This window comes from Pandoraea pnomenusa, from assembly GCF_040391475.1.
Lineage (GTDB): Bacteria > Pseudomonadota > Gammaproteobacteria > Burkholderiales > Burkholderiaceae > Pandoraea > Pandoraea pnomenusa_C.
Genome location: NZ_JBEBXS010000017.1, coordinates 95,174 through 104,615, shown reverse-complemented (window position 1 = coordinate 104,615; position 9,442 = coordinate 95,174). Strand labels below are relative to the sequence as shown.

Sequence of the window (9,442 nt, the reverse complement as noted above, 5' to 3'; positions counted from 1 at the left end):
AGCGTTGATAGAGGTTGGCGGCGAGCATCACGGCCTTGTAGCCGGCGATGTTGGCCTGCGAGGACAGCACGTCCATGCTTTGCGCGCGCGTGGTGCGCGGCGCGGCTTCGAGCGCGAAGGCTGTCACACCGGCAGCCGCCATGCGCGCATTGTTCTCGGCATCAAACGGGTTGAGCATGCCGACGAGTACCGTGCCGCGCGGGATCTGTGCGAGTTCTTCCGGCGACGGGGCGCGTACCTTCAGCACAAGCTCTGCGCCGAGCGCGTCGGCGGCGCTGCCCAGCGTGGCGCCGGCGGCAACGAAGGCGGCGTCCGGCACGCTGGCGGCGTCGCCGGCGCCGTGTCCGACGACAATCTGATGTCCCGACGCGACCAGCTTCTTCACCGTCTCGGGCGTGGCCGCGACACGGGATTCTCCGGCAAGCGTCTCGGCGGGAATGCCGATTTTCATTGCGTCTCTCCTTGGGTTTGTGAACTGATCTCATCAGCGGCCACAGGCCAGGGAGGCGCAGCGCAATCGCTGCCGGAGGGCAGGAGCGTTACCTGTTTCGCCGCTGATGACATTAGTCCTGCACAAACCACTGCAATCGAACTACTGCACAAACCGGTGATGCGGTACTGCCACTGCACACTGCTGGACCTCGAAGCTTACCCGAAGATTACAAATGCGCCTATTGCATCAAAGTGCATATCAATATGCTGCGAAACCGGGACAATCGACGCTAACGCCGACCGACCGGTCGGTTGCCAGGAGGGTGTGTCGTCAGCGCCAATCACCGCCAGACGGTAAAATGTCGCTTTTGCGGGAATAACGTCCAGAAGGTAACGGCCCGACGGCGCCGTGCCCGTATCCCGTTCTGCAAGGAAGACCGATGAATGCACGCTGGAAGCCCAACGTGACGGTGGCAGCGGTCGTCGAGCGCGACGGCCGTTTTCTGTTTGTCGAAGAGCAAAAGCGTGCGGGCCTGTTGATCAATCAGCCGGCCGGACATCTGGAACCGGGCGAGTCGATCGTCGACGCGGTACGCCGCGAAGTGCTCGAAGAGACGGCGCACACGTTCGAGCCGCAGCATCTGGTGGGCATCTACCTCGCCCCCGGCCCGGACGACATCGCGTACCTGCGTTTTACGTTCACGGGTACGCTGGGTGCGTTCGATCCGATGCGTACGCTCGACGACGGCATCGTCGGCACGCTGTGGCTCACGCCGCAGGAGGTGCGAGCCCAACGGGCGCGGCATCGTTCGCCGATTCTCGAGCGCTGCATGGACGACTATCTGCGCGGGGTACGTTACGACCTCGCCATACTTCAGACCCATCCGGCGGTGACCGGGGGGCAGGGCAATACATGAGTCAAAAACGCGTAGTGGTGGGCATGTCGGGCGGCGTCGATTCGTCGGTGACGGCATGGCTGCTCAAACAACAAGGCTACGACGTCGTCGGTCTGTTCATGAAGAACTGGGAAGACGATGACGACAGCGAATACTGTTCGACCCGGCAAGACTGGATCGACGTGGTGTCGGTCGCCGATCTGATCGGCATCGACGTCGAGGCCGTGAACTTCGCCGCCGAATACAAGGACCGCGTGTTCGCGGAGTTCCTGCGCGAGTACTCGGCAGGCCGCACGCCCAATCCGGACGTGCTGTGCAATGCCGAAATCAAGTTCAAGGCGTTTCTCGATCACGCGGTGGCGCTCGGTGGCGAGACCATCGCGACCGGCCACTATGCCCGCGTGCGCGAGCGCGACGGCCGCTTCGAACTGCTCAAGGCCTTCGATCACACGAAGGACCAGAGCTACTTCCTGCATCGCCTGAACCAGCAGCAACTCTCACGCACGATGTTCCCGCTCGGCGAAATGCCGAAGACGAAGGTGCGCGAGATTGCCGCACAGATCGGCCTGCCGAACGCGAAAAAGAAGGATTCGACGGGCATCTGTTTCATCGGGGAGCGCCCGTTCCGCGACTTCCTCAACCGCTACCTGCCGACCCAACCGGGGCCGATGAAGACGCCTGACGGCACCGTTGTGGGCGAGCACGTCGGCCTGGCGTTCTACACGCTGGGGCAGCGCAAGGGCATCGGTCTGGGCGGCAGCCGCGACGGCTCTGGCGAGCCGTGGTTCGTCGCGCGCAAGGACATGGCGAACAATACGCTTTACGTGGTGCAGGGACACGATCACCCGTGGCTGCTCTCGAGTACGCTCGCCGCCGAAGATCTGTCGTGGGTTGCCGGCGAAGCACCGGCCGAAGGCACGCGTTGCGGCGCGAAGACGCGCTACCGTCAGGCCGACGCAGCTTGCGAGGTCGTGCGCGCCGATGCCCAGGGGCTCACGCTCTCGTTCTCCGAAGCGCAGTGGGCCGTCACGCCGGGTCAGTCGGCCGTCCTGTACGACGGCGAGGTCTGTCTGGGCGGCGGCATCATCGCGTCCACGACACCGGCCGAAGCGGGCCACGCCGACGCCCAACGCAAGCACACCATCCTCAATACGCATTGAAGCCGCCGGCGCTCGCCGGGGGGACACCCGGCAGCGTGCCGGCGCATGTCCCCCCAAAGCAAGGAGGTTTCATGTTTTCGCGCCGATTCCTGGCTCTCTGGCTGGCTGTAGCGTTGCTCGTGGCAACGCTCGCATTGGTGCTCGTCGACGGCTGGCATCCGCTCTGGCCGTTACCCTTCGCGGCGCTCGTCGCGCTCGGTGTGTGGGATGTCGTGCAGCAGCGCCATGCGGTGCTGCGCAACTATCCGCTGTGGGGACATTTCCGATTCCTGTTCGAGTTCATCCGGCCGGAAATCCGTCAGTATTTCGTTGAAGACGATACGTCCGAGACACCGTTCTCGCGCGCGCAGCGCAGCATTGTCTATCAGCGCGCCAAGGGCGACGTCGACAGCCGTCCGTTCGGCACCGAACTCGACGTCAAGGCAACGGGCTACGAGTGGATCGCACACTCGCTTGCGCCGACGGTGCTCAAGGATCACGATTTCCGGATCACCATCGGCCCCGATCGCGCGCAGCCGTATTCCGCTTCGATCTTCAACATCTCGGCGATGAGCTTCGGCGCGTTGTCGGCCAATGCGATCCGCTCGCTCAATCGTGGCGCGAAGCTCGGCAACTTCATTCACGACACCGGCGAAGGCTCGATCTCGCCGCATCACCGCGAACAGGGCGGCGACCTGATCTGGGAAGTGGCTTCGGGCTACTTCGGTTGCCGCAACGACGACGGCACGTTCAGCGCCGAGAAGTTCGCCGCGCAGGCCACCACGCCGCAGGTGAAGATGATCGAGGTGAAGCTCTCGCAAGGTGCGAAGCCGGGCCACGGCGGCGTATTGCCTGCGGCCAAGATCACGCCGGAGATTTCTGCCACGCGCGGCGTGCCGATGGGGCAGGATTGCATTTCGCCGTCGCGGCACAGCGAATTCTCCACGCCGCTCGGTCTGCTGCAGTTCGTCGACCGGTTGCGCACGCTCTCGGGCGGCAAGCCCACGGGGTTCAAGCTGTGTATCGGCCACCCGTGGGAATTCTTCGGCATCGTGAAGGCGATGCTCGAGAGCGGCATCCTGCCCGACTTCATCGTCGTGGACGGCTCCGAGGGTGGCACCGGTGCCGCACCGCTGGAGTTCACCGATCACGTGGGCGCGCCGCTGCAGGAAGGGCTGTTGCTCGTGCATAACACGCTGGTGGGTGCCGGGTTGCGCGACAGGATTCGCATCGGCGCATCGGGCAAGATCGTGACCGCGTTCGACGTGGCCCGCACGCTCGCCATCGGGGCCGACTGGTGCAACTCCGCGCGCGGGTTCATGTTTGCCATCGGCTGCATCCAGTCACAGAAGTGTCACACCGATCGCTGCCCGACCGGCGTGGCGACGCAGGATCCGCTGCGCCAGCGCGCGCTCGTGGTGCCCGACAAGGCGCAGCGCGTGCACCAGTTCCATTCGCACACCTTGCACGCCTTGCAGGAGTTGATTCAGGCGGCGGGGCTGTCGCATCCGTCGGATCTTCGGGCGCATCACATCGTGCGGCGCGTGTCGTCCAACGAGATTCGTCTGATGTCGGAGTCGCTCAAGTATCTCGAGCCGGGCGATCTGTTGCGCGGACAGTTCCGCTATCAGCTCTATGAGAAGTACTGGCCGATGGCGCGCGCCGACAGTTTTTCGCCGGCCGCCATGGCCTGACGCAACGTCTGATCCGGTCGGACACCGACACGCGGCGACCGCGCACTTCACCTGAAACCCGATGCAATTTCGCATCGGGTTTTTTTCATGTTTCGACAGTTTTGCTTCCAAAGACCAAAACGCGGGGGTGCGACGCCCCAGTTTAAGGTCTCCACCGGATGATGCCCGCGCGCGTACTGGCCTATCGTGTGGCCTTCGACTTTGTTATCCCGCCGACGGATTGTCGTCAGAGGAGGAAGCTATGAGTACGGTGCGATTTCTGATCAGCCGCCACGACGTCAAACTCCATGTGAACGGACTTGTGCACACGTTGCCTGCCGGGAGCATGACCGCGACCAGTTGCGACGCGACCATGGATGCTCCAGGGCCCGTGGCGTCGCACGACTTTCATGCCTGTGACCTGCAGGCACTGTATCCGGATGTCGTCGACCTGCTCGACCGGCGCCCGCTCGGGGTCTTTCACCGACAGGCGGCCCGCACGCTCGTCCTCGAGCCAAGCATGGTCGACGTGGCGATGGCGTTACAGGACGTCGATCGAATGGCCATGCTGCGGTTCTTCTACGTCTACTGCCTGTGCCGCGATCAGCGGTATTTTTCGGCCATGCTGCGCCAGACGATTGCGGGCAGCCATTCGCTGTTCGATTTCGTCGAGGCGAATTTCCATCGGCCGTGGCCGGTCGGGCGTCTCGCCGAAGAGTTCGGCATGCCGCTGCGCAAGTTCCGATATTTGTTTCAGCAGACGTATGGCATGCCTGCGAAGCAGTGGCTGCTCGAGCGACGTTTGCGACTGGCGCGTGACCTGCTGCTCTCCACCCGCCACAAGGTGCTCGACATCGCGCTGGAGTGCGGCTTCACCAATCACGCCCATTTCACCGACACGTTCCGCAAGCGCTTCGACTGCGCGCCGACCGAGATCCGGCTTGGCACGCCACCCGCACGTGGCGGCCGCCGTGTGGCAATGCCGCGTGCCGACGCCTACGCCGCCATGCGTGCCGATCTGGTGGCCGGTCATGGTGCCGTGATCGACGCGGGGGCGCCATGAACGTCGAGGAAGTTCATCGCAGCATGTCGGAAGGCGTGCGCCGCATGTCGGAAGACGCCACACAGTCCGTGCGATCGGAGGCCGCCAACGATCCCCGGCGCATGCTCGAAGTGCAATTCAAGCTGCAGCAGTTCTCGACGATGGTCGGGCTGCACAGCGCGACCATCAAGCTCGTCAAGGACACCTTGATGGGCATCATCGCGAAGATCGCATGACCCGGCCTGATGCCGTCGCGCCGGACGGTGTGGCACCGCCCGCTGCCTTCGTCCCGTGGCTCGATGTGTCCGTGCGTCAGATCATTGTCGAGCTGGCGCTGACGGGCGCCAATCACGGCATGCGAGCGGAAGCCAGGGCGATTCTCGACGCATTGCCGCTACTGGTGTCGGACGGCAGCAATCGCGAACTGTTGCGCGTGGCGTTGTTGATCGCGCTCGGCGATACCCGCGCGGCGAGCGTGCACCTGAACACGTTGCGCGCCGGGTGCGCCAATGCGGCGGATATTCACGACCCATCGGCGCATGACGCCGGCGCCGATGTGCTGGCCCGATGGATTGCGGAGACGGAGGCCGGGCATGCGGCGTCCGATGCGTCATTCCCTAAAACGTCCCCTCTCATCTCGTTGAAATGACGACTTCCCAGATTCCCGATGTTGCCCTGCAGGCGTCTGCCATGGAGTCGCCCCTGAAGACCCGGATTGATTCACCGATCACGGACAGCATGGACGCCGCGCGTTTCGCACAGGCATTGGCGAGCGCGCCGCCGCTGCCCGAGCACCATCTCCTCAATGCGGCAGGCAAGTTGGCGAACAACACCGAGCGTCTCGCCGAGCGCGTCGCGCTCGATGATCGCGCGTTGAACGATCCGGTCCGTCTGCTTGCCGTGCAGCGGGACATGACCGAGCGCGTGCTGGCACTGGAGGCGGTGGCGAAGGTGGCGGGCGCTGCGACGCAGGGCGTCAACAAGCTGGTTCATATGCAATGACCTGGGGTGATCGCCGGGCGGCAAAGGATGCACCGCGCAGGTGGGCTCGTTGGTCGGGCGGCTGCCTGCTGCTCGTGGCAATCGCCGGCTGCAAGGTCGAGCTGCATCGCGCGTTGAGCGAGACGGAAGCGAATCAGATGCTTGCGCTGTTACTCGTTTCGGGTCTGCAAGCCGACAAACGCGCGGACTCCACGGGCATGACGGTGCGCATCGAGCGCGACGACTTCGTGCGTGGGGTCGAGGTGCTGCGCCAGCACGGGCTGCCGAGGCAACAGCGCGCGTCGGTGGCAGACGTCTTCCCGCCCGGGCAGTTGGTCAGTTCCCCTGTGCAGGAGCAGGCGAAGCTCATCTTCCTCAAGGAGCAACGGCTCGAGCGCATGCTCGCCGCACTCGACGGCGTGATGGTCGCCGAGGTCTCCATTGCGCAGGTGCCGCTGGACTCGGCCGGGCGGGCGACGCTGCCACCGGGGGTGGCCGTCTTCGTCAAGTACAGCCCGGAAGTCAACATGACGCAGCGCATGACCGATATCCGCAGCCTTGTGCAGGACAGCGTGCCGGGGCTCACGCCGGAGCGTATCAGCATCGTTCTGCAACCCGCCGACTACCGGCTGCCGCGTGCCGCCATCGAGGCGTCGGCCGCGGACCACACGCCATGGCGTTCGGGACTGCAATGGACGGGGCTGGCCATCGCATGCGCCGTGCTTGCCGGTGCGGCGGCATTCGCGTGGCGTCGCCGCAAGACCTGGGGGCTGCGCTTGCCGAAGCGTCGTGCGCCTGCACGGGAGGCGTCGTGATGACGGCGCGCAACGCGGCTGTCGGCCACGTCTTCGGGCTCGCCGGATTGATCTGGCAGCCCGGCAGGTACATGGACGACGCGTGGTGGCAGGCGTTCGACATGGCGCCCTGGCGGGAGACGTACCGCCGCCACGCCGTCTGTCGGGCTCACATCGATGCGCTGTTGACCGGGCGACGAGGCTGGCCGGACTCGCGCGCGACGTGCTCGCCGACATGCAACCCGCCGCAATCCGACGCCGCTCTGGCAATGCTGCAGCAGATTCCCAGCCTGCGGCGTGTGGCGCTCGCGTACGGCTTGCAGGCGATGGCCCGTCCCGACTATCTCTTGCTGGGTCCCTATCGACGCGCGTTGTCACCGTGGCTGCGCGGATGGCAGTGCGACCGGCTATTGCTCACCCGGCACGCGTGGCCGGCGCACACCGCCCATTCCCCTGAACGGATCGTGATCGCCGCAATGACGGCCACGGGCGCCTGTCTCGACGTTGCGGCGCCGTCGTCCGAGGCGGACGTCGAGACCGTCGGGAAGGCCGCACGAATGCTTCTGCCACCGTCCCTCGACGCCCCACCGCCTGCGGCAGGTGTCACCATCGACGCGTCGGTCGATGACATCTGGTTGCGGCTGGCGGCGCTGGAGAAGATGCTATGTATGTCGTCGATTTTGCATTGACGTCCATCGAAACGGTCGAAGGCCCGGCACCGGCCGGCCCAGTGATTTCTGCGTCAGCACTCGAATCGCTACGCGAACAGGCGTGCCTGCGCGCGAATTGGATGGCGCAAGCCAGCTCGGCGCGCGACGCCGCGCTGGCCGAGCGAGAACAGGCCCGCCGGGACGCGCAGGAAAGTCGCGACGCCTGGCTGGCCGAGGCGCGCGAACTGGCAGAGCAGGAAGCGGCGGCACTGGCCGAAACGGCACGTCGCGAGGCCGTGAGCCAAGCGGTCGACTGGCTGGTCGGCGAGGCGACGATGGAGCGCGACATTTTGCGCTCCCTGGAGCGTCGCGTGACCGAGGCGATGACCGACGCGCTGTCGAACTTCGTGGGCACGCTTGACGTGGGAGAACGCTACGCGCAGCGCATCGGACAGGCGTTGCCCGGTCTGGTCCGTGACGGCGCGCTGACGTTGCGCGTGCCGCCGGTGCATCGCGACGCCGTGGTGCATGCGCTGCGCGGCGCGGATATCGTACTGGCGTGCGTCCCGGATGCGACGCTGACCGGACGGCAGGCGCGTATCGAGAGCGAATGGGTGACCGTCTGTCTGGATCTCGACGCGGATCTGGCCGCGCTTGCCGAACGTCTGCACGTCGGTCCGGTGTTGGAGGTTACCTGTGGTTGAGCGCTTACCCTCGGCCAGCCACACGGCGCTCGCCACACCGCGGGAGAACGAAGCGCTGGCGCGCGCACTGCCGGACGAATGGCAGGCACTCGAAGGCGAAGGTCGGATGGCGCGCGGCGTGTCGACATCGATGCCGGGGCATGTCGCGCTGATCGAAGCCGCCATCGCGCAGAACGAAGAGGCCGCCGTTGCCGAGTCGCAAGAGAATCTCAGCTTCGCGCTGGGCGTGCGTTTTCGCCGCACCGGCGAGCGTGATGTCCGCGACGACAAGCAGCGCGCGCGTGCGCTGTTCGAGCAGCAGATGCTCCGGTTCGCGCGTGTCAATGGTGCGCAGTTCGAGAAGCTGCGAGAGCAATTGCGCGACTTGCCATTTGTTTCCGATCCCCAGCAGTTGATTCGACAGGCGCAGCTGTCGGGCGGGCACGCCGCGCTCATCGTGGCCGCGTGGCTGGCGGACGGAAGTCTCGACGCGAAGATTCGCAACCGGTTGCGCAAGACGCTGGACGACCTGTGCGCGTCGGACACGTGGGCCATCGAGGCTTTCGCCGCACTGGAGTGCAGTGACGGAGCGCGTCCGGGTAACGCACTGCTGCAACAACTCAAGACGCTTTTCCGAGAGTCGCAGCGCACACAACGTTCATTGACGCAGTGGTTTGACGAGTGTCGTCGGGTTCCGCAGCGTCGTGCCCGTTTGCGTGCGCTGATGCAGGCACTCGGACTCGAACTCGGCGCGCAGCAGGCGGACGCGGATGTGCAACGGTTATCGGCCGTGGTCGACGATCTGCGTCGTGTCGTGTTGTTCCTCACGATGGAGTCGTCGTGCGAGTCGGCGGCGCTATCGATTCGCGCGGCCGGGGGACACACATTCGAGACGGACACCATGGTCGCGGAAACGCTGACGTTGCTCGATCAGCCTTGGGCAGGCGTCGAATGGCTGGGGCAACGCGCGGACCATCTGGGTCTTGTCTCGACGGCATCGCGTTACGCCTTCGCCCGCGAACTCTCCCGGTTGGTCACGTCGGCGCACGACGGGTGCTTTCGCGACGAAACGCAACGTGAAGCGCTCGACGAGGCGCTGGAGGCCTGGCGCACGGAGATCGCGCGTGAGGACGAGGCTGCGGCAGGCTAGCC

At 65.3% G+C, this 9,442-nt stretch carries 12 protein-coding genes; 11 read left to right on the top strand and 1 reads right to left on the bottom strand.

Annotated elements, in window-relative coordinates:
- Positions 1-451, bottom strand: a 451-nt coding sequence (locus tag ABWO90_RS18030) for a Rossmann-fold NAD(P)-binding domain-containing protein (protein WP_502922653.1), incomplete at its 3' end; no start/stop codon positions are given.
- Positions 452-872: 421 nt separating this feature from the next.
- On the opposite strand from ABWO90_RS18030, the gene ABWO90_RS18025 reads away from it, so the two are divergent.
- The 11 genes from ABWO90_RS18025 (at position 873) to ABWO90_RS17975 (ending at position 9,440) form a co-directional block, all read left to right on the top strand.
- Positions 873-1,349, top strand: a complete 477-nt coding sequence (locus tag ABWO90_RS18025; RefSeq protein ID WP_353192604.1) for an NUDIX hydrolase — start codon at positions 873-875, stop codon at positions 1,347-1,349.
- Positions 1,346-2,488: a tRNA 2-thiouridine(34) synthase MnmA gene (mnmA, locus tag ABWO90_RS18020; protein ID WP_353192603.1), complete on the top strand. Its 1,143-nt coding sequence runs from the start codon at positions 1,346-1,348 to the stop codon at positions 2,486-2,488. The genes ABWO90_RS18025 and mnmA overlap by 4 nt, the downstream gene beginning before the upstream one ends.
- A 71-nt stretch (positions 2,489-2,559) precedes the next feature.
- A complete protein-coding gene (locus ABWO90_RS18015; RefSeq protein WP_353192602.1) occupies positions 2,560-4,161 on the top strand; it encodes an FMN-binding glutamate synthase family protein in 1,602 nt (533 codons plus the stop codon).
- Between the two features lie 241 nt (positions 4,162-4,402).
- Positions 4,403-5,203 (top strand): helix-turn-helix transcriptional regulator, encoded by an 801-nt coding sequence (locus ABWO90_RS18010; protein WP_353192601.1) that lies wholly within the window; start codon positions 4,403-4,405, stop codon positions 5,201-5,203.
- Positions 5,200-5,418, top strand: coding sequence for a type III secretion system needle filament subunit SctF (gene sctF / locus ABWO90_RS18005; protein WP_353192600.1), 219 nt, complete (start codon positions 5,200-5,202; stop codon positions 5,416-5,418). The genes ABWO90_RS18010 and sctF overlap by 4 nt, the downstream gene beginning before the upstream one ends.
- Positions 5,415-5,831 carry a DUF1039 domain-containing protein gene (locus ABWO90_RS18000; RefSeq protein ID WP_353192599.1) on the top strand — a complete coding sequence of 139 codons (417 nt, stop codon included), beginning with the start codon at positions 5,415-5,417 and terminating at the stop codon, positions 5,829-5,831. Before sctF ends, ABWO90_RS18000 begins: the two co-directional genes overlap by 4 nt.
- Before the next feature lie 41 nt (positions 5,832-5,872).
- Complete coding sequence (gene sctI, locus ABWO90_RS17995; RefSeq protein ID WP_353192598.1) at positions 5,873-6,184, top strand: type III secretion system inner rod subunit SctI; 312 nt, start codon at positions 5,873-5,875, stop codon at positions 6,182-6,184.
- The gene (gene sctJ / locus ABWO90_RS17990; protein WP_353192597.1) at positions 6,181-6,978 is read left to right on the top strand and encodes a type III secretion system inner membrane ring lipoprotein SctJ; all 798 of its coding nucleotides are present in this window, start codon (positions 6,181-6,183) and stop codon (positions 6,976-6,978) included. The genes sctI and sctJ overlap by 4 nt, the downstream gene beginning before the upstream one ends.
- Positions 6,978-7,646 carry a type III secretion system domain-containing protein gene (locus ABWO90_RS17985; protein ID WP_353192596.1) on the top strand — a complete coding sequence of 223 codons (669 nt, stop codon included), beginning with the start codon at positions 6,978-6,980 and terminating at the stop codon, positions 7,644-7,646. The genes sctJ and ABWO90_RS17985 overlap by 1 nt, the downstream gene beginning before the upstream one ends.
- A complete protein-coding gene (locus tag ABWO90_RS17980) occupies positions 7,643-8,311 on the top strand; it encodes a hypothetical protein (protein ID WP_353192595.1) in 669 nt (222 codons plus the stop codon). The genes ABWO90_RS17985 and ABWO90_RS17980 overlap by 4 nt, the downstream gene beginning before the upstream one ends.
- Positions 8,304-9,440 carry a TyeA family type III secretion system gatekeeper subunit gene (locus tag ABWO90_RS17975; protein ID WP_353192594.1) on the top strand — a complete coding sequence of 379 codons (1,137 nt, stop codon included), beginning with the start codon at positions 8,304-8,306 and terminating at the stop codon, positions 9,438-9,440. The genes ABWO90_RS17980 and ABWO90_RS17975 overlap by 8 nt, the downstream gene beginning before the upstream one ends.
- The last annotated feature ends 2 nt before the right edge of the window (positions 9,441-9,442 follow it).